The organism is uncultured Metabacillus sp. (assembly GCF_947503125.1).
GTDB lineage: Bacteria > Bacillota > Bacilli > Bacillales > Bacillaceae > Metabacillus.
This window is the reverse complement of record NZ_CANNCR010000150.1, coordinates 1-1,349: the sequence shown is the minus strand read 5'-3', so window position 1 is coordinate 1,349 and position 1,349 is coordinate 1. Positions and strand designations below refer to the sequence as shown.

The following is a 1,349-nucleotide window of genomic DNA, read 5'->3' as shown; positions in this document are numbered from 1 at the left end:
GATTCTTCGGTAAGTCTTAAGTATTTTTCTGTGCTTTCAATATCCCTATGGCCTAAGTAAGCACATAAGATTGGTAATGCACAATAGATGTCCTGTCCATCCTTAACCATCTTTTCTAGCGAATGTACTGCAAAAGTATGTCGTATATCATGTACTCTAGGACCAACTTCACTATCTGTAAATATTCCTGCTGTCTTCATGAAATGTTTGAATTTTACATATACAGGGGTATTGTTATATTTCCCATTATCCCGCGAGGGATAAAAATATCCTTCGCCAAACATATCAAACCCCATTTTCGAAGCATATTCTCGACAATAATATGTTAATGAACTCGACATAGGGACTAATCTGCTTGTATTATTTTTTGCTTTTGTGATTGTCAGAACCCCGTTATCTAAATCAACATCTATCTTTTTCAACGACAGTGCTTCATTAATCCTTAGTCCACATCCGTACAACATCCTAAAAAGCATAGGATAAATCATGTGATAACGTTTACTCCATGGGGTATATTCCAAATTATCTACAACTTTTAATATTCTAGTGATTTCTTCACGAGTAAAAATATAGGGAGTAAATGTATTTGAAATAGGGATTAATTCTTTTGGGTGGACGTAAAAACTAAAGCCAATGGTATTCATAAATATGGAAAATTGTCTAATAAGGCTCATTCTCATATGCTGAGTTTTTGGAGATTCAGTGCCCCTTCTACTAACATAGTCTTCTACCATATCTTTATTAAGTATCAGTGTAGGCATATCATATTTTTTAAAAAAATCATCCATGTATCTTAGATTATAAAATGATGATTCACCAAATTTATAACCAAGATTTCTTTTATACTCAACATACATCGGACAGTACTCTTTAAACGGCCCTTCAAAAACGAAAATTTTTTCTCTATCTTTCATAAGGCACCTCCAATGAAACTGATCGGAGTTGTTCTATGTCGATACGGAGATACAACTTCGTTGTATTTGAATTTTCATGTCCTAATACGCCAGTAATAACAGGAAATGGAGTATTTTTTTTGAGTAAATTGCTCGCCAAACTGTGCCTCATAGAATGAAGACCGTGTTTTCTATTGTTGATAGAGATGCCAGCGGCATCCATATACTTATTGATGGTACTCCAAAATACATGCCCTGTGGCAAAGGCAATGAAGGGTGCTCTATGTCGAATGAAAATGTGTGGATCGTCTGATGACGGTCTACTATTTTTCATATAATCAATTAAGGCGTATTTTAAGTTTTCCATTAGAGGGAGGCGTAATGATTATTGCAGTTGAAATGAGCCACTTATGCGGAGTTTTGAGCCAGTCATTGCGGAGAAAAGAGCCACCCTTT

At 35.2% G+C, this 1,349-nt stretch carries 2 protein-coding genes; both read right to left on the bottom strand.

The window, feature by feature from the left end; genetic code table 11:
* Positions 1-914, bottom strand: a 914-nt coding sequence (locus Q1B07_RS26570) for a tyrosine-type recombinase/integrase (protein WP_299834304.1), incomplete at its 3' end; no start/stop codon positions are given.
* Positions 904-1,260, bottom strand: coding sequence for a tyrosine-type recombinase/integrase (locus Q1B07_RS27145; protein ID WP_366945296.1), 357 nt, complete (start codon positions 1,258-1,260; stop codon positions 904-906). The genes Q1B07_RS26570 and Q1B07_RS27145, both read right to left, overlap by 11 nt.
* Between the last annotated feature and the right edge of the window lie 89 nt (positions 1,261-1,349).